This is a genomic window from Planococcus antarcticus DSM 14505 (assembly GCF_001687565.2).
GTDB lineage: Bacteria > Bacillota > Bacilli > Bacillales_A > Planococcaceae > Planococcus > Planococcus antarcticus.
In genome coordinates this window covers 1,076,451-1,093,510 of the sequence record NZ_CP016534.2, presented here as the reverse complement: position 1 = coordinate 1,093,510, position 17,060 = coordinate 1,076,451, and the positions used below count along the sequence as shown (strand labels likewise).

Sequence of the window (17,060 nt, the reverse complement as noted above, 5' to 3'; positions counted from 1 at the left end):
TCCGCAAAAAGTCTTATAGTCCATATGAATAATTATGATAGGATGAAAACATTATTAAATAGGAGGTTTTTCTATGGATCAATTATTCAATAAGCTTGATGAACTGTACGGTGAGATTGTCGATATTCGACGCCATCTTCATGAATATCCAGAATTGTCTTTTGAGGAAGTAGAAACAGCAGAATATATTGCTCTTTTTCATGAAAATATAGGGCATGAAGTTCGTAGGAATGTTGGCGGTAACGGTGTACTTGCCTACTTGAAAGGTCATAAACCTGGTCCAACTATTGCTTTGCGTGCAGACTTTGACGCTCTACCGATTCAAGAACAAACTGATGTACCTTTTAAATCTAAAAATGATGGGGTCATGCATGCTTGTGGCCACGATGGTCATACAGCCAGTCTACTTGGTTTAGCCAAAGCATTAAATAGCATGCAATCGGAAATCGAAGGCACAATTGTCTTTTTGCATCAGCATGCAGAAGAACTGCCACCCGGCGGAGCCATCGCCATGATCGAAGATGGCTGCCTTGATGGCGTTGATGTCATTTTCGGCACGCATCTTCAAGCACAAATGCCTCTTGGAGAAATTGGGTATCGGTCAGGCCCCCTCCAAGCCGCTCCAGATCGCTTTGACATTAAAATCCTTGGAAGAGGCGGACATGCCGCAAGTCCGCATGATACGAAAGACAGCATTGTAATAGGTGGACAGCTCATTAACAATTTACAACAAATCGTCAGTCGCCGAATTGATCCACTGGAATCTGCTGTTGTCTCCATCTGTAACTTTGAAGCAAAAAATCCGTATAATGTTATCGCAGACACTGCTGAAATGACTGGAACTGTGCGGACGTTCAAAGAAGACATTCGCAGCTTTATCGAAGAAGAAATTGAGCGCGTCATAAAAGGAACTTGCCTCGTTTCAGGAGCGGATTATGAATACAGCTATACACGCGGTTATCCAACGACAGTCAATCATGAAGAAGAAACAAATTTCGTAGCAGCTCTCGCATCTTCTGTTCCCGGAGTAGAGGATGTCAGAGAAACAGCACCTGTCATGGGTGGCGAAGATTTCTCGTATTATCTTCAACATGTGAAAGGAACGTTCTTCTTTACAGGCGCGCAAAGCCCAGACAACACCGAGGCTTATCCACATCACCATCCAAAATTTGATATTGACGAACAGGCTTTGCTGATAGCCGCAAAAGCATTAGGTAGAGCCGCACTCAACTATGCGAAAAAAGACCAGTCTGCTATCAACGCAAGCTAATCAATAATGGAGAGCCAGTTCTCCCACATAGAAGGAGTAGATGTTAAATGGGCGAACAAGCTTTTAAGTTGTGGAAAGATTGGCGGCTGCATGTCATCGTTTTAGCGATTGTAGCCGTGACTGAGTCGATTGGTACATTCGCTATTCCACTTGGACCTGGAACCATTCTTTTGTTGCCGATGCTTTATGCAGTTGTGATTGGTCTTGCATTATATTTCACTCCATTGGTAACCGACAAACAATCGATTAACGCAGAACCCTTAGTATTTCTCTCAGTTTCTGTACTAATTGCTAAATTCGGCGTACAAGCAGGACCCGCTCTTCCTCAAATCATCGAAGCCGGTCCTGCTTTATTGTTACAGGAATTTGGTAATCTTGGCACCATCTTATTAGCTCTTCCACTAGCAGTATTTCTAGGACTCAAGAGAGAAAGCATTGGCATGACGCATTCCATCGGACGAGAAGCCAATCTTGCTCTTATTACCGATAAATATGGTTTATCCTCTCCGGAAGGACGCGGCGTTATGGCCATGTATATTTTTGGTACCGTCTTCGGATCGATTTTTATTGGGTTGATTTCAGGATTCTTGGCTACTGTGACGCCTCTGCATCCTATTTCTTTCGCAATGGCAACAGGTGTGGGCAGCGGCAGTATGGCAGCCGCTTCTCTAGGACCTTTAATTGCCGCATTTCCTGAAATGAGTGAAACCTTGACTGCCTTTTCAGGAGTCAGCAACTTGATCTCCTCTGTGACCGGCCTATACATGAGCATTTTTATCGGTTTGCCATTAACCGTTAAGATGTACGAAATCCTCTCTAAAAATAAAGAGAAAAAAGCAGCGAAAGGAGGCGTAGACTATGATAAAAAGTCTTAAGGAATGGATACTAGTCTTCACGATCATCGGTGTTATCATGCTAATTGGCAATTGGATTGGCTACGACATACTACCTTGGGAAGCGCTTCCCGGAATAGCCATCCTGATAGGCATTAGCTTGGCCGGATTGATTATCCATCGCCTGCTACCCTTCCAGCTGCCCAGTATCGCTTATATCGGCATTATCGGTTTGATTTTGACAATTCCCGGAGTGCCGGGAGCAACACAAATTGTTACTCACACGACAGAAGTTACTTTATTAGCAATTGCCACGCCCATCTTAGCCTATGCCGGCGTATCCATTGGCCGTTCATGGTTCGACTTTGTACAATTAGGGTGGAAAACTATCGTAATCGGCATGGTTGTCTTGCTCGGAACGTTTCTTGGCTCAGCAGTTATTGCCGAAATTATCCTTCGGTTCCAAGGAATTATTTAATTCTTACAAAAAGACCACCGCAAAAGCCATAACTTTTGCGGTGGTCTTTTTGCTGCTTTTCAACATTTTCCGAAAAAAGTTACCCTTCAAACGTGTAACAAGCAAATCCAGCGCTAAGGACGAGATGATTTTCGATTTATCTTAGCCATAATGTGCTCTTTTTCTTGGAACAAAGGGTTGAGCTATAAGAATCTGATGCCCGTTCTTTGACAAAAAGGTGAAGATGCAGAAAATTATGTATTATAGTGTAAATGTTTGCACCGCTAGTTACAAACAATGCAGACGTCCAACCCTGCGTATAAAATTTCTCTCACTCACTGGAACACCACGTTTGGTTTGGCTTGTTTTATCTTTATCGTCTACTAAAAGCAGTAATAAGTCGAGAAGTTTTCGCTTCAAACCTTAGCTAAGTCCCGGGTAATTGACGAAACCCTTCATAAGCTTTAATGCTGAGAACTTCATTCAAAAAATTCAAAAGAAAAAGGCCCTGACGATAAAGTCAGGGCCTTTCTTCTAGGCTTGCGGTATACCGGCGGTCGGGGTCGAACCGACACTCCGGTGAAGGAACGGGATTTTGAGTCCCGCGCGTCTGCCAATTCCGCCACGCCGGCAAGTATTTCTTTAGCGGACAAGAATTATTATAGCACATCTTATTTCACTCGCCAATACTTATTCATATGGCAGTTCGATTTTCCATCGAAATTATTAATCTCTTTTCTCCAAAACGATATTAAGGAGAACCTAGAACATAGCAGCCAATGATACCGGAATTGGCATTGTAATAATCCAAGTAATCAGCATCGTCTTAGCTGTTCCCTACTGAACACCCTGAACTCGGTGCGCCTCCCCCCATTATGGAAGACGAATTAACGTGTGGTATGCTAACCGGCAATTGGGCCAAGATAGCTACGCATATTTCGACTGCCTATGTCAAATCAGCCACTACATCGTTAGCTGGACGGATTTTCATATTTTTTTGTCTACTGTTTTAATGATTCGTCAACCCCCTACTGAAGTTCTCAATGCCATCGCTAGTGCACAATTCGCCTGCACCCACAGTTGGATATCATCAGAGCTTTGAGAATTGTTCACACTTAATATCAACTCAATAATGCCCATTATGATTGATTCGAATGTATGTGCAATCTGAAATAATCAGCAATTTCTTCCAAGTTCCATAAACATCTTATACTGAATAATTAGGATTGAATCTTCTTCAGTTCAGAAAAAATTCTCTACCGAGCGACGCAAAATGATGTTAAATTTAGATTTGTAGCCTTTGATTTAGTGGATAGTCTACACTTGATTGGACAGAAAATATAAGGGAGCGTAGAATAGTCCACAATACGTGAAGAGAATCTACTATGACCCAAAAGAGACGCACATTTTCTGCAGAATTTAAAAAACAGGTGGTTGCACTGCACGCAGGTGGAAAAAGCCGGGTAGATATTGTCCGAGAATATGACCTAACGGCTTCCGCACTCGATCGATGGATTGCCCAATCCAATCGAACGGGTTCATTCGAAGAGAAGGATAATCGAAGCCCGCTGGAGGCAGAATTACTTGCCTACAAGAAACGAAACAAACAGTTGGAGATGGAAGTGGATATGTGAGTCTTGCAGCGCTGATCATGGGACGAAAATAGAGATTATTCAACAGAATCAACACCTCTATTCGGTATCAGCAATGTGTAATGTCCTGCAAATCGCTCGCAGTACTTTTTACTATGAAACGTCCGTTTCAGTAGAAAAAGAACGCCAAAAAGCTCGAGCAGAACAAGAATTAAAAGACGAAATCTGGGCAATCTTTCATTAGAATCGCCGTGTCTATGGGACGCGTAAACTGAAAGAAGAACTGAAGATCAGAAAGAATTGGATCGTCTCGAGACGTCGTATTGGACGCCTCATGGCGACACTTGGCATCCAATCGAAATACGCACTGCCTTCGTACAAGCCGATGGTTACGCCTCCTAACGAAGCAACGTATCGAAACGTATTAAACCGTGAATTCAATCCAACAGAGAAAAGTGCCGTATTGGTTAGCGACTTAACGTACGTGAAGGTTGGCGGCCGGTGGAACTATATTTGTTTCCTTCTCGATCTCTATAACCGTGAAATTGTCGGGTACAGTCTGGGTGAGCGAAAAGACGCTGCTTTAGTTCAGCGTGCCTTCGCGACGGTCAAAAGCGACCTGGGAGCCGTGAACATTTTCCATACAGACCGTGGATCTGAATTTAAAAATGCCGGTATTGATGCCTTACTAGAGACGCATCAAATTGAACGGTCGCTGAGTCAAAAAGGAAACCCTTATGACAATGCGGTGGCAGAAGCTACGTTTAAGATTCTGAAGACGGAACTGATCAACGGCATGCACTTTGAATCCCTTAATCAGCTATCACTTGAGCTATTTGATTACGTCCATTGGTACAATCATATTCGTTTACACGGCAGCTTAGGCTACACCAGCCCTGTCACTTATCGAAACGCAGCCCTTAAAAAAGTTGTTTGATTTAGTGTTGACTTACCAAGTGGCGTTTTGTCTAATATGAGGTAACTTTTTAGATACCATAAGTTTGACCCCAGGTTCTATTTCAATCGTACTCAATCGAATCGCTTCAACGAATTCAAGCATATACTTATTCCCATTAACAACCGAATATATTATATCAAACAAAGCAGCAGTATGCTGCATACCATCTAACATGTTATCCATACCCACTGATAAAACCAGCATATCCTCACGCTCATTCGGCATAATAAAAGCAATGTTGAAATCTTGAATAACAGTGTGAACGAAAGAACCACCTTTTATTTTATGGTCTTTCACTGTAAAATTGCTGGGAAACAAAAAGACCTCTTAACTGTAATGAATCACAGTTAAGAGGTCTTTAAAGGGCAGGCAGGCCCTTTGATGATACCGGCGGTCGGGGTCGAACCGACACTCCCGTGAAGGAACGGGATTTTGAGTCCCGCGCGTCTGCCAATTCCGCCACGCCGGCAAATCATTATGGAGGCGGCAACCGGACTCGAACCGGTGATAAGGGTGTTGCAGACCCATGCCTTACCACTTGGCTATGCCGCCAAAAATTGGAGCGGAAGACGAGGTTCGAACTCGCGACCTCCACCTTGGCAAGGTGGCGTTCTACCACTGAACTACTTCCGCTTAAAGCTGGGGTACCTGGATTCGAACCAGGGCATGACGGGATCAAAACCCGTTGCCTTACCGCTTGGCTATACCCCATTAATAAGATGGGGCGGACGAGGGGAATTGAACCCCCGAGTGCCGGAATCACAATCCGGTGCGTTAACCACTTCGCCACGACCGCCACTTTACTATTTTATAAGTGCAACTCTCAAATGTATGAAAACTAGGGGCGGACGAGGGGAATTGAACCCCCGAGTGCCGGAATCACAATCCGGTGCGTTAACCACTTCGCCACGACCGCCATCATAAAATTTTTAAAAATGGCAGGGGCAGTAGGAATCGAACCCACATCGGAGGTGTTGGAGACCTCTGTTCTACCGTTAAACTATGCCCCTAAAAACTGGTGGTGGGGGGCAGATTCGAACTGCCGAACCCGAAGGAGCGGATTTACAGTCCGCCGCGTTTAGCCACTTCGCTACCCCACCGTAAAATGGTGCCGGAGAAAGGACTTGAACCCTCAACCTACTGATTACAAGTCAGTTGCTCTACCAGTTGAGCTACTCCGGCATGGAGATTTGGATTTAATAAAAAAATGGTGGGTCAGGACGGAATCGAACCGCCGACACTTAGAGCTTCAATCTAATGCTCTACCGACTGAGCTACTGACCCACTGTATTGAATAAAAATGGCGGTCCCGACCGGGATCGAACCGGCGATCTCCTGCGTGACAGGCAGGCATGTTAACCGCTACACCACGGGACCATTTGGTTGCGGGGGCAGGATTTGAACCTGCGACCTTTGGGTTATGAGCCCAACGAGCTACCGAACTGCTCCACCCCGCGATAATATGATTTAATTTTTCTCACTACATTCGTACTTTAATAACTGCATAGCTTTTATCATGTAAGAGTAAAATGGTGGAGGATGACGGGATCGAACCGCCGACCCTCTGCTTGTAAGGCAGATGCTCTCCCAGCTGAGCTAATCCTCCATGAAATTGGTGACCCCTACGGGATTCGAACCCGTGTTACCGCCGTGAAAGGGCGGTGTCTTAACCGCTTGACCAAGGGGCCATATGTTTTTTTGGGAATTTATCTTCTGGCGGAGAGCAAGGGATTCGAACCCTTGAGACGGTTGCCCGCCTACATGATTTCCAATCATGCTCCTTCGGCCACTCGGACAGCTCTCCAAAATTGGCTCCGAAGGTAGGACTCGAACCTACGACCATCGCATTAACAGTGCGGTGCTCTACCACTGAGCTACTTCGGAATAATTAATTAGACTGGCGACGTCTTACTCTCACAGGGGGAAACCCCCAACTACCATCAGCGCAAAAGAGCTTAACTGCCGTGTTCGGGATGGGAACGGGTGTGACCTCTTTGCCATCATTACCAGACTAATTTTATTTTGAAAGACAAGATTGATTATACCAATCTCACAGGTTTTTACAAGCTTTTTCATAAAAAAACTTTTCCTTATTCTTTCAAAACTGGATAAACGACATTGACCCATTGAAATTCCTCCATGATACATTGTTTGGTTAAGTCCTCGATCGATTAGTATTCGTCAGCTGCACGTGTCGCCACGCTTCCACCTCGAACCTATCTACCTCATCGTCTTTGAGGGATCTTACTTGCTTGCGCAATGGGAAATCTCATCTTGAGGGGGGCTTCGTGCTTAGATGCTTTCAGCACTTATCCCGGCCACACATAGCTACCCAGCGATGCCCTTGGCAGAACAACTGGTACACCAGCGGTGTGTCCATCCCGGTCCTCTCGTACTAAGGACAGCTCCTCTCAAATTTCCTGCGCCCGCGACGGATAGGGACCGAACTGTCTCACGACGTTCTGAACCCAGCTCGCGTACCGCTTTAATGGGCGAACAGCCCAACCCTTGGGACCGACTACAGCCCCAGGATGCGATGAGCCGACATCGAGGTGCCAAACCTCCCCGTCGATGTGGACTCTTGGGGGAGATAAGCCTGTTATCCCCGGGGTAGCTTTTATCCGTTGAGCGATGGCCCTTCCATGCGGAACCACCGGATCACTAAGCCCGTCTTTCGACCCTGCTCGACCTGTACGTCTCGCAGTCAAGCTCCCTTCTGCCTTTACACTCTGCGAATGATTTCCAACCATTCTGAGGGAACCTTTGGGCGCCTCCGTTACTCTTTAGGAGGCGACCGCCCCAGTCAAACTGCCCGCCTGACACTGTCTCCCATCCCGATCAGGGATGTGGGTTAGAATTTCAATACAACCAGGGTAGTATCCCACCGACGCCTCCTCCGAAGCTGGCGCTCCGGGCTCTAAGGCTCCTACCTATCCTGTACAAGTTGCACCAAAATTCAATATCAGGCTACAGTAAAGCTCCACGGGGTCTTTCCGTCCTGTCGCGGGTAACCTGCATCTTCACAGGTACTATAATTTCACCGAGTCTCTCGTTGAGACAGTGCCCAGATCGTTACGCCTTTCGTGCGGGTCGGAACTTACCCGACAAGGAATTTCGCTACCTTAGGACCGTTATAGTTACGGCCGCCGTTTACTGGGGCTTCAGTTCGCACCTTCGCTTGCGCTAAGCACTCCCCTTAACCTTCCAGCACCGGGCAGGCGTCAGCCCCTATACGTCACCTTACGGTTTTGCAGAGACCTGTGTTTTTGCTAAACAGTCGCCTGGGCCTATTCACTGCGGCTCTCTCGGGCTATTCACCCTACCAGAGCACCCCTTCTCCCGAAGTTACGGGGTCATTTTGCCGAGTTCCTTAACGAGAGTTCACTCGCTCACCTTAGAATTCTCTTCTCGCCTACCTGTGTCGGTTTGCGGTACGGGCACCTCCCGCCTCGCTAGAGGCTTTTCTTGGCAGTGTGAAATCAGGGACTCTGAGGTAAACCTCTTGCCATCACAGCTCAACGTATCAGGAATGGGATTTGCCTCATTCCACGCCTCACTGCTTGGACGTGCACAACCAACGGCACGCTCTCCTTATCCTTCTGCGTCCCCCCATTGCTCAAACGGCGGGGAGGTGGTACAGGAATATCAACCTGTTGTCCATCGTCTACGCCTATCGGCCTCGACTTAGGTCCCGACTAACCCTGAGCGGACGAGCCTTCCTCAGGAAACCTTAGGCATTCGGTGGACGGGATTCTCACCCGTCTTTCGTTACTCATACCGGCATTCTCACTTCTAAGCGCTCCACCAGTCCTTCCGGTCTGACTTCAACGCCCTTAGAACGCTCTCCTACCACGGATCTCCGAAGAGATCCATCCACAGCTTCGGTAATCCGTTTAGCCCCGGTACATTTTCGGCGCAGTGTCACTCGACCAGTGAGCTATTACGCACTCTTTAAATGATGGCTGCTTCTAAGCCAACATCCTGGTTGTCTAAGCAACGCCACATCCTTTTCCACTTAACGGATATTTGGGGACCTTAGCTGGTGGTCTGGGCTGTTTCCCTCTTGACTACGGATCTTATCACTCGCAGTCTGACTCCCAAGCATAAATCACTGGCATTCGGAGTTTGTCTGAATTCGGTAACCCGGGATGGGCCCCTAGTCCAAACAGTGCTCTACCTCCAGGATTCTCTATCTTGAGGCTAGCCCTAAAGCTATTTCGGAGAGAACCAGCTATCTCCAGGTTCGATTGGAATTTCTCCGCTACCCACACCTCATCCCCGCACTTTTCAACGTGCGTGGGTTCGGGCCTCCAGTAAGTGTTACCTTACCTTCACCCTGGACATGGGTAGATCACCTGGTTTCGGGTCTACAACTGCATACTCTGTCGCCCTATTCAGACTCGCTTTCGCTGCGGCTCCGCCTTCTCAGCTTAACCTTGCATGCAATCGTAACTCGCCGGTTCATTCTACAAAAGGCACGCCATCACCCATTAACGGGCTTTGACTACTTGTAGGCACACGGTTTCAGGATCTATTTCACTCCCCTTCCGGGGTGCTTTTCACCTTTCCCTCACGGTACTGGTTCACTATCGGTCACTAGGAAGTATTTAGCCTTGGGAGATGGTCCTCCCGGATTCCGACGGAATTTCACGTGTTCCGCCGTACTCAGGATCCACTCTGGAGGGGCAGGGTTTTCGGCTACGGGGCTATTACCCGCTGTGGCGGACCGTTCCAGGTCGCTTCGCCTAATCCTACCTTTTGTAACTCCGTATAGAGTGTCCTACAACCCCAAGAGGCAAGCCTCTTGGTTTGGGCTGATCCCGTTTCGCTCGCCGCTACTCAGGGAATCGCATTTGCTTTCTCTTCCTCCAGGTACTTAGATGTTTCAGTTCCCTGGGTCTGCCTTCTCATGTGCTATCAATTCACACATGGATACTGCCCAATTAAAGGCAGTGGGTTCCCCCATTCGGAAATCTCCGGATCACAGCTCACTTACAGCTCCCCGAAGCATATCGGTGTTAGTGCCGTCCTTCTTCGGCTCCTAGTGCCAAGGCATCCACCGTGCGCCCTTTCTAACTTAACCAATGGTTAATTAAAAAGTTGTGGCACCAAGTGCCACGCGTACATGAATTGCTTCATTTTTGTTTCAATGTCGTTTTATCCAGTTTTCAAAGAACAAGGTTCTCGCTTTCGCTTACAAAATGAGTGGTGGAGCCTAGCGGGATCGAACCGCTGACCTCCTGCGTGCAAGGCAGGCGCTCTCCCAGCTGAGCTAAGGCCCCAAGAAGAATGGTGGGCCTAAATGGACTCGAACCATCGACCTCACGCTTATCAGGCGTGCGCTCTAACCAGCTGAGCTATAGGCCCTCTTGAGTATAAGTATAGTGCTAATAGAAGATCAGTTCAGTGTCTCCACTGAAGGTGAACCTTCAAAACTGAACGCAAAACGTCAACCCCGAGAAAACCTCGGTTCCGAATTTATCCTTAGAAAGGAGGTGATCCAGCCGCACCTTCCGATACGGCTACCTTGTTACGACTTCACCCCAATCATCCGTCCCACCTTCGGCGGCTGGCTCCACAAGGGTTACCTCACCGACTTCGGGTGTTACAAACTCTCGTGGTGTGACGGGCGGTGTGTACAAGGCCCGGGAACGTATTCACCGTGGCATGCTGATCCACGATTACTAGCGATTCCGGCTTCATGCAGGCGAGTTGCAGCCTGCAATCCGAACTGAGAACGGTTTTCTGGGATTGGCTTGCCCTCGCGGGGTTGCAGCCCTTTGTACCGTCCATTGTAGCACGTGTGTAGCCCAGGTCATAAGGGGCATGATGATTTGACGTCATCCCCACCTTCCTCCGGTTTGTCACCGGCAGTCACCTTAGAGTGCCCAACTGAATGCTGGCAACTAAGATCAAGGGTTGCGCTCGTTGCGGGACTTAACCCAACATCTCACGACACGAGCTGACGACAACCATGCACCACCTGTCACCGCTGTCCCCGAAGGGAAAGGCGTATCTCTACACCGGGCAGCGGGATGTCAAGACCTGGTAAGGTTCTTCGCGTTGCTTCGAATTAAACCACATGCTCCACCGCTTGTGCGGGCCCCCGTCAATTCCTTTGAGTTTCAGCCTTGCGGCCGTACTCCCCAGGCGGAGTGCTTAATGCGTTAGCTGCAGCACTAAGGGGCGGAAACCCCCTAACACTTAGCACTCATCGTTTACGGCGTGGACTACCAGGGTATCTAATCCTGTTTGCTCCCCACGCTTTCGCGCCTCAGCGTCAGTTACAGACCAGAAAGTCGCCTTCGCCACTGGTGTTCCTCCACATCTCTACGCATTTCACCGCTACACATGGAATTCCACTTTCCTCTTCTGCACTCAAGTTCTCCAGTTTCCAATGACCCTCCACGGTTGAGCCGTGGGCTTTCACATCAGACTTAAAGAACCGCCTGCGCGCGCTTTACGCCCAATAATTCCGGACAACGCTTGCCACCTACGTATTACCGCGGCTGCTGGCACGTAGTTAGCCGTGGCTTTCTGGTGAGGTACCGTCAAGGTACCAGTAGTTAGTTGGTACTTGTTCTTCCCTCACAACAGAGTTTTACGATCCGAAAACCTTCGTCACTCACGCGGCGTTGCTCCGTCAGACTTTCGTCCATTGCGGAAGATTCCCTACTGCTGCCTCCCGTAGGAGTCTGGGCCGTGTCTCAGTCCCAGTGTGGCCGATCACCCTCTCAGGTCGACTACGCATCGTCGCCTTGGTAGGCCATTACCCCACCAACTAGCTAATGCGCCGCGGGCCCATCCTGCAGTGACAGCGAGATGCCGTCTTTCCGTGCCGCCTCAGGAGAGGCGACAAACTATTCGGTATTAGCACCGGTTTCCCGGAGTTATCCCGATCTGCAGGGCAGGTTGCCCACGTGTTACTCACCCGTCCGCCGCTAAACCAAAAGGAGCAAGCTCCTCTGGTTCCGCTCGACTTGCATGTATTAGGCACGCCGCCAGCGTTCGTCCTGAGCCAGGATCAAACTCTCCATTATAGAGAACATTTGACTGCTCTAGTTGTTGCTGGCACCATCCGAAGATGGCTTGATCTGCACAAAGCTGATCAGTAAGTTGTAGTCACGAACATCCAGTAGATGAACAACTCTGCTCCAATTGCCGGTGGCAACCTTCGCAAAAGTCGTGCTCGTGACGTCTTTCGTTGACGTTTTGCTGTTCAGTTTTCAAGGTTCAGTGCGTCCGTCCTATAAAAGCAACTTCTCTAAGTTATCATCGTTAAGCGAAAGAGTCAAGCATTTTTATTATTGCAAAAAAACTTAATTTCTCTTAGCGACGTGTATCATCATAATATACTTTCCGTATAATTGTCAACGATTAAAGCAAAAAAAGTTTAAAAATCGTAAAAACTTTAATGAACAAGCCATAAAATCATTATTCTTTAGCTTGTTTCATCACGATTTTCACAGAAAAAGAAGCTGTTCCAAAAGTCCGAATGAACGGCTTTTAGCAACAACTTTTCTTTTCTCTTTATACATCGCTACTACATAAGCATCCGTACTACTTGTTCATAAGTAAAAAGTGTTGACCCGTTCTACTCGCTTTTACACTTCCATTTCGCAAAACAAAATAACTTAGTTCCAGTTGGTCCGCATTGAAATGGTACAGAAGCAACGTTTTGAAATGTTCATTTTAATCGACCTTTATAAAATTAAGAACCAAAACCTGAATACAGAGAAAGACTGATGCCGCTCTGTTCCTCCTAGGTGAAAGCCGAGAGGAAGGACAACGTCTCTATCCTACAACATTCCCGGTTTAGTTTTTCACGTAATAATAACGGTGGAAAATTCCCTCGCTTTTTGTCGTAACACCATTAATAAAAACAAGATCCTTATCTATAAGATATTCAATGAAAACTTCAAGGTTAGATGAGTAGTTTTTTAATTCTTCTTGTTCATGTAATTCCTGAATCGTCCAGCTACTCTGCCTCTCCATGACTTCCCGTATATGAAGAGCTCCATCCTGTGTCCGAGAATGAATATAGAACTCACTTGCCAAAAATAACAGCTCCAGACGCTTATCAATCGGCTCAACGCTCGATATCAATTCTTCATACAACTTATAGATAGCCGGCTCCATTTGCTTTACCTGTGACCAGACAGTCACTTCCGGAGGCAAACCGTTTTCAAGTACCGCCAACCGTGCTAAATGATGTAACGATTCTACCATATGGTGATAGGCGTCCATATAGTTCCTTTCTTCAAAAAACACTTTCCCTTCCATATAACGGCGGATCAGTTTGGCAAACTCAATACCCATCTTGATTTTCCGTCCGTAGAAAGGGTAGTCTTTTAACTCTGTTTTCAACTTCTCCATAAATTCATTGCGATCATAAATAATACGGCCGTAGAAAAGCCAGTCAACAATTTTCCGGTTTGTGCCAAGCAACAGCCATTTATGTAGTTGCTTTTCGGTAACGATGTGCATCGCAGCTTTTTTATCTAAATACGTATAGTGCTTTGTGAAGACCGGTGTCTCATTTTCCTTGGTAATGATCAGTAGAATCGAATCAAACGTATCCGTAATCTGGCTGACCTTCTCTCTTTTTTCTACTAGAATCACCCCCAGTGTACTTTCTTGGCTGGCGCGTTCCTGATAAATAGGTCGTAGTATTTGTTCCATTAACTTTCACTCCTTGCTGTCTCTATCCCTTTCCGCCATAGGACTGAATGGCGTAGTTGGAAATGAACTTCAGCGCGTTTTAATTATCCCCCTGATTCGTAGAACCTAATCATTCTCTTTATATCAGACATTGAAACCAAATGTTTTGGCTTCTGCTTTTCTTTATTTCGACATATTTATTGCTGATTCCTTCATTTGAAAACCGATATCACTTTTTAAGGACATTTATGATATAGTATGATGGATGCAAGGAGGAAATAAACTATGAAACCTTATAAAAATAAAATCAATCGCATTCGGACGTTTGCGTTAGCGCTGATTTTCATCGGAATCGTCATCATGTACGTCGGCATTTATTTCAGAAACCATCCCATCGTAATGGTGATTTTCATGTTGCTTGGCGTCGTCGCGATTATCGGAAGTACAGCTGTCTATGCTTGGATCGGTTTACTTTCTATGAAAACCATCCCAGTTGAATGTCCTAATTGCGGAAGACATACAAAAATGCTTGGCCGTGTAGACATCTGCATGCATTGCAATGAGCCTTTAACAATGGATCGCTCTCTTGAAGGAAAAGAGTTTGATCAGGACTACAATAAGAAAAGTACACAATAATGAAAACATCCAGCGAATCAGTACTTCGCTGGATGTTTTTTCGCATCAAAAAAGAAGCATACTGCTAGTGTGCAGTATGCTTCTTTTGCTCTTAAAAATTTTATTGTGCCTTCGCCGTTTTACCTAAGCAAGCTTGACATGTTCCGTAAATTTCAAGGCGGTGATAGTCCACTTGAAACCCAGTGACATGAGAAGCCAAATGCTCCACTTCATCCAGTCCTGGATAATGGAAATCAACTATTTTTCCGCAATCGTTACAGATAATATGATAATGGTCATGTGTGACAAAATCGAAACGGCTGGAAGAATCTCCATAAGTCAATTCTTTGACCAGTCCTGCTTTTCTGAACACCCGTAAATTATTATAAACAGTTGCAACACTCATATTCGGAAACGTTTTTTCGAGCGCGCGATAAATGTCATCCGCTGTCGGGTGCGTTGTTGAGTGAATCATGTACTCCAAAATCGCGTGGCGTTGGGGTGTGATTCTTACACCTGTTGACTTCAAAGCATCAAGCGCGTCCTTCAATTGTACTTCAGACATCGCCGTGCACCTCACTTCATATATATTCTTACATTGTAATCGTTATAATCAGTGTACCCAATCAAAGTGGTGGGTGTCAAGAAATCACTATACTACCGCCATTTGCCACGCGCGTTTTGCTTTATTTTTCGTGTAGCCCTTTTTCTTTCCGTCCAAGACGCTGGTTCACCAAACGCGCTGCCACGAACAAAAAATCAGACAAGCGATTTAAATATGCCAAGACAGTCGGAGGAACATCGGTTCCGATCGACAAAGCCGTCCGTTCAGCTCTTCTAACGACAGTGCGCGCTACGTGAAGAGCCGCTCCGGACGGATGTCCTCCCGGCAAAATGAAGTTACTGAGCGGCGGAACTTCGGCATCATACCGATCAATCCACTGCTCCAGTTTAAAGACATCCTGTTCTTCCAACTTCCACTTCACTTCTTTTCCTTTCGGCGTAGCCAGCTCAGCTCCTACGTGGAATAAAGTCGTCTGGATTTCGTGGAAAACCTCACAAAGAGCTTCCTTTTCTTCAAAAAACTCGGTATTCATGTGCCCAATCGCCAAGCCAATCAATGAATTCGCTTCGTCACACGTTCCGTACGCTTCGACTACTGCATCATTTTTCGCGACTCGTGTTCCGTAGACTAATGAAGTGGTGCCTTTATCGCCAGTTTTCGTATAAATTTTCATGCTCAATACCCCTTTTCCATGTTGACCAGATTTGTCGGAACGGTTTGGTCCACAAGCCATTTTTTAAGATCTGGAATAAAAATATCCAATGCGCGCTCCACATACTTGCCAGAATGGCTAGAGACATGAGGTGACACAACAACATTGCCCATCGTCCAATAGGGATGATCCTGCGGAAGCGGTTCCTGTTCGAAAACATCCAGAACTGCACAGGCAATCTCTTCATTTCGCAGTGCATCTAGAAGAATCTCATCCGAAACCAAGTCGCCTCTTCCGAAGTTCATAAAGATGGCCGTTTTTTTCATCGCTTTGAAATGTACTTCTTTTAAAAGCTGCTTAGTTTCATCGGTGCTCGGCAAAATCGACAGGACATAATCAGCTTGTGGAAGTTTTTCGAGAATGTTTTCAAAAGAAATCGTATCGTCCATATGAGGAGCTTTCTTCCCCGACCGGTTGCACCCAATGGTATAGACACCGAAAGCCTGTAGCATCCGCCCGATCTCTGAACCAATGGCTCCCGGACCCAGAATCAGTGCTGTAGAGCCATTCAATTCTGAAGAACGTATCCTTCTGCTCCATTCCTGATTGCGCTGATTTTCATAAATCGTCGGAAGTGAGCGTTTTAAGGACAACAGGTGAGCCAAAGCAGATTCAGCCATCGGGATTTTATGGATGCCTTTAACATTGGATACAGTAATGCCACGTTCTGCGATGGCTTGATGAGGCAGTTTTTCAATGCCTGCACTAGCCACCATGATCCATTGCACCTTTTCAGCGGCTGCAACATCCTCCGCTGTTAGGTCTTCTCCGTAAGTGACAATGATATCGGCAGACGCCAAACGTGTTTTGTCTTTATAGATGAAATGGAAATGGACTTGTGGAAACTCGGTTTCTAGCCTCTGCTGTTGGTCTTCTTTTGGAATAAATGTAAATAGGATTTCCATAGATGTCTCTCCCCTTACTGATTGCTGATCGTTTTCAAGGTGTCCAGAACATCCTGGATGTGATTTGGAACTTTGACTTTGCGCCATTCTTTTACAACGTTTCCTGTCGGATCGATCAGGTACGTTGCACGTTCAATGCCCATGAATTTTTTGCCGTACATACTTTTCTCTACCCAGACCCCGTAATCTTCTGATACTCGGTGGTCTTCGTCCACCAGCAGCGAAAATGGCAAGCCGTGCTTTTCAATGAATTTATTGTGGAGATCTTCTGAATCCGCGCTGACACCCAGAATCACTGTATTGAGTGCAGAAAAATCAGCCTGAGCATCTCGGAAATTGCAGGCTTGAGTCGTACAGCCGGGTGTCATATCCTTTGGATAAAAATAAAGAACTACATATTTACTGCCGGAAAATTCCTTCAGAGAAACCATCTTCCCTGCTTCGTCTTTTAATGAAAATTCTGGTGCTTGTGTACCTTCCAATGCAGCCATC

At 46.5% G+C, this 17,060-nt stretch carries 10 protein-coding genes, 19 tRNA genes, 3 rRNA genes and 1 pseudogene; 5 read left to right on the top strand and 28 right to left on the bottom strand.

What is annotated here, in order from left to right; translation table 11 throughout:
- Positions 1-73 precede the first annotated feature (73 nt).
- The 3 genes from BBH88_RS05440 to BBH88_RS05430 are packed head-to-tail and all read left to right on the top strand — an operon-like array spanning position 74 to position 2,581.
- The gene (locus BBH88_RS05440) at positions 74-1,270 is read left to right on the top strand and encodes a M20 family metallopeptidase (RefSeq protein ID WP_006828324.1); all 1,197 of its coding nucleotides are present in this window, start codon (positions 74-76) and stop codon (positions 1,268-1,270) included.
- Positions 1,271-1,317: 47 nt separating this feature from the next.
- A complete protein-coding gene (locus BBH88_RS05435; protein WP_006828323.1) occupies positions 1,318-2,145 on the top strand; it encodes a DUF3100 domain-containing protein in 828 nt (275 codons plus the stop codon).
- On the top strand, positions 2,129-2,581 hold the full coding sequence (locus tag BBH88_RS05430) for a hypothetical protein (RefSeq protein ID WP_006828322.1): 453 nt from the start codon (positions 2,129-2,131) through the stop codon (positions 2,579-2,581). Before BBH88_RS05435 ends, BBH88_RS05430 begins: the two co-directional genes overlap by 17 nt.
- Before the next feature lie 527 nt (positions 2,582-3,108).
- Here BBH88_RS05430 and BBH88_RS05425 read toward each other — a convergent pair.
- Positions 3,109-3,192: transfer RNA gene (locus BBH88_RS05425), tRNA-Leu, on the bottom strand.
- Positions 3,193-3,945: 753 nt separating this feature from the next.
- Between BBH88_RS05425 and BBH88_RS05415 the strand changes: the two are divergent.
- Positions 3,946-5,089, top strand: a pseudogene (locus BBH88_RS05415) (IS3 family transposase).
- A 12-nt stretch (positions 5,090-5,101) separates the two neighbouring features.
- On the opposite strand, the gene BBH88_RS05410 reads toward BBH88_RS05415, so the two are convergent.
- The 23 genes from BBH88_RS05410 to BBH88_RS05300 all read right to left on the bottom strand — a co-directional run bounded on the left by BBH88_RS05410 (position 5,102) and on the right by BBH88_RS05300 (position 13,792).
- Positions 5,102-5,428: a hypothetical protein gene (locus BBH88_RS05410; protein WP_006831716.1), complete on the bottom strand. Its 327-nt coding sequence runs from the start codon at positions 5,426-5,428 to the stop codon at positions 5,102-5,104.
- A 67-nt stretch (positions 5,429-5,495) separates the two neighbouring features.
- Positions 5,496-5,579: transfer RNA gene (locus tag BBH88_RS05405), tRNA-Leu, on the bottom strand.
- Positions 5,580-5,588: 9 nt separating this feature from the next.
- A tRNA-Cys gene (locus BBH88_RS05400) sits at positions 5,589-5,662 on the bottom strand.
- 6 nt (positions 5,663-5,668) lie between these two features.
- Positions 5,669-5,743, bottom strand: a tRNA-Gly gene (locus tag BBH88_RS05395).
- 6 nt (positions 5,744-5,749) lie between these two features.
- Positions 5,750-5,821 (bottom strand) — tRNA-Gln (locus tag BBH88_RS05390).
- Between the two features lie 9 nt (positions 5,822-5,830).
- Positions 5,831-5,906, bottom strand: a tRNA-His gene (locus BBH88_RS05385).
- A 47-nt stretch (positions 5,907-5,953) separates the two neighbouring features.
- Positions 5,954-6,026: transfer RNA gene (locus tag BBH88_RS05380), tRNA-His, on the bottom strand.
- A 20-nt stretch (positions 6,027-6,046) separates the two neighbouring features.
- Positions 6,047-6,120, bottom strand: a tRNA-Trp gene (locus tag BBH88_RS05375).
- Positions 6,121-6,126: 6 nt separating this feature from the next.
- Positions 6,127-6,210 (bottom strand) — tRNA-Tyr (locus BBH88_RS05370).
- A 6-nt stretch (positions 6,211-6,216) separates the two neighbouring features.
- Positions 6,217-6,292, bottom strand: a tRNA-Thr gene (locus BBH88_RS05365).
- A gap of 26 nt (positions 6,293-6,318) precedes the next feature.
- Positions 6,319-6,394: transfer RNA gene (locus tag BBH88_RS05360), tRNA-Phe, on the bottom strand.
- Positions 6,395-6,411: 17 nt separating this feature from the next.
- Positions 6,412-6,487: transfer RNA gene (locus BBH88_RS05355), tRNA-Asp, on the bottom strand.
- A 3-nt stretch (positions 6,488-6,490) separates the two neighbouring features.
- A tRNA-Met gene (locus tag BBH88_RS05350) sits at positions 6,491-6,567 on the bottom strand.
- A gap of 73 nt (positions 6,568-6,640) precedes the next feature.
- Positions 6,641-6,716 (bottom strand) — tRNA-Val (locus BBH88_RS05345).
- Positions 6,717-6,723: 7 nt separating this feature from the next.
- Positions 6,724-6,798: transfer RNA gene (locus tag BBH88_RS05340), tRNA-Glu, on the bottom strand.
- Positions 6,799-6,824: 26 nt separating this feature from the next.
- A tRNA-Ser gene (locus BBH88_RS05335) sits at positions 6,825-6,914 on the bottom strand.
- Positions 6,915-6,919: 5 nt separating this feature from the next.
- Positions 6,920-6,994 (bottom strand) — tRNA-Asn (locus BBH88_RS05330).
- An 11-nt stretch (positions 6,995-7,005) separates the two neighbouring features.
- Positions 7,006-7,121, bottom strand: a 5S ribosomal RNA gene (rrf, locus tag BBH88_RS05325).
- Between the two features lie 140 nt (positions 7,122-7,261).
- Positions 7,262-10,193 (bottom strand): 23S ribosomal RNA (locus BBH88_RS05320).
- Positions 10,194-10,316: 123 nt separating this feature from the next.
- Positions 10,317-10,392: transfer RNA gene (locus BBH88_RS05315), tRNA-Ala, on the bottom strand.
- Positions 10,393-10,400: 8 nt separating this feature from the next.
- A tRNA-Ile gene (locus BBH88_RS05310) sits at positions 10,401-10,477 on the bottom strand.
- A 121-nt stretch (positions 10,478-10,598) separates the two neighbouring features.
- Positions 10,599-12,150 (bottom strand): 16S ribosomal RNA (locus tag BBH88_RS05305).
- The 16S, 23S and 5S rRNA genes sit together here with 18 tRNA genes alongside, the layout of an rRNA operon.
- Before the next feature lie 775 nt (positions 12,151-12,925).
- A complete protein-coding gene (locus BBH88_RS05300) occupies positions 12,926-13,792 on the bottom strand; it encodes a nucleotidyltransferase-like protein (protein WP_006830852.1) in 867 nt (288 codons plus the stop codon).
- Positions 13,793-14,056: 264 nt separating this feature from the next.
- Here BBH88_RS05300 and BBH88_RS05295 point away from each other — a divergent pair, with 264 nt between their 5' ends.
- Entirely contained in the window at positions 14,057-14,407 is a 351-nt protein-coding gene (locus BBH88_RS05295) for a YgzB family protein (RefSeq protein WP_006830853.1), read from the top strand.
- A 100-nt stretch (positions 14,408-14,507) separates the two neighbouring features.
- On the opposite strand, the gene perR is transcribed toward BBH88_RS05295, so the two are convergent.
- The 4 genes from perR to bcp all read right to left on the bottom strand — a co-directional run bounded on the left by perR (position 14,508) and on the right by bcp (position 17,059).
- A complete protein-coding gene (perR, locus tag BBH88_RS05290) occupies positions 14,508-14,951 on the bottom strand; it encodes a peroxide-responsive transcriptional repressor PerR (RefSeq protein ID WP_006830854.1) in 444 nt (147 codons plus the stop codon).
- 121 nt (positions 14,952-15,072) lie between these two features.
- The gene (locus BBH88_RS05285; protein ID WP_006830855.1) at positions 15,073-15,624 is read right to left on the bottom strand and encodes a cob(I)yrinic acid a,c-diamide adenosyltransferase; all 552 of its coding nucleotides are present in this window, start codon (positions 15,622-15,624) and stop codon (positions 15,073-15,075) included.
- A gap of 2 nt (positions 15,625-15,626) precedes the next feature.
- Positions 15,627-16,568, bottom strand: a complete 942-nt coding sequence (locus BBH88_RS05280; RefSeq protein ID WP_006830856.1) for a D-2-hydroxyacid dehydrogenase — start codon at positions 16,566-16,568, stop codon at positions 15,627-15,629.
- 14 nt (positions 16,569-16,582) lie between these two features.
- Positions 16,583-17,059 (bottom strand): thioredoxin-dependent thiol peroxidase, encoded by a 477-nt coding sequence (bcp, locus tag BBH88_RS05275; RefSeq protein WP_006830857.1) that lies wholly within the window; start codon positions 17,057-17,059, stop codon positions 16,583-16,585.
- Between the last annotated feature and the right edge of the window lies 1 nt (position 17,060).